Annotated in this window: 1 protein-coding gene; it reads right to left on the reverse strand. The window is 63.0% G+C overall.

The genetic code is table 11. The annotated features are described in order from the left end of the window. Positions 1–49: 49 nt before the first annotated feature. Positions 50–659: hypothetical protein (locus ACFFNX_RS51905; protein ID WP_378213886.1), on the reverse strand; the 610-nt coding region annotated here is incomplete at its 5' end.

The following is a 659-nucleotide window of genomic DNA, read 5'->3' on the forward strand; positions in this document are numbered from 1 at the left end:
TTTTTTTTAAACTATAGACTTTATTACAATACATGTGGTTGCGCAGCTCTTACTGCTTGGAGGCGGCCTCGTGCAGCTTCTTCTGCACCTCCTGCGCCTGCTTCACGAAGTCGTCGTAGGCCTCCTTGATCTTGGGCGCCAGCTTCTGGTTGGTGGCCTCCACGTTCGACGCGACCTCCTTGGCGAGCTTCTGGGTCTCAGCGACGGTGTTCTGCACGGCCTGCTCGAGCTTGGCGCGCAGCTGGCCGGCCTGCTGCTCCACCTCGGGGTGCGCCTTACGCAGCTCCTCGGCGGTCTTCTCCAGGCTGGCGCGGGTCTGCTCCACCGCCTCCTTGGCCTTGCCGTTAGCGTCGCTCAACGCTCCCTGCAGCGAGTTGGAGAGCGCGGAGAGCTGCTTGAGCACGGAGTCGGAGCCGTCCTTGAGCGCCTTGTTGAAGTCCTGCGTGTTCTTGGAGTTGCTGAGCGCGTTGAACTGCTCCGCGAACGTCTTCTGGAACTCGCTGGCGTGCTTCTCCAGCTCCTGCAGCGGGCTGGGCGCGTCGCGGCGCACCATCGCCGCGGAGGCGAGAGCCAGGCAGGAGACCATGAAGACGAACTTGGCGGCCATTGTAGCGGAGTGCTGGGCTGTGCGGGCTGTGTGGGCTGTGTGGAGGATGTGC

The organism is Actinoallomurus acaciae, from assembly GCF_042429965.1.
In the GTDB taxonomy this organism is placed as follows: domain Bacteria; phylum Actinomycetota; class Actinomycetes; order Streptosporangiales; family Streptosporangiaceae; genus Actinoallomurus; species Actinoallomurus acaciae.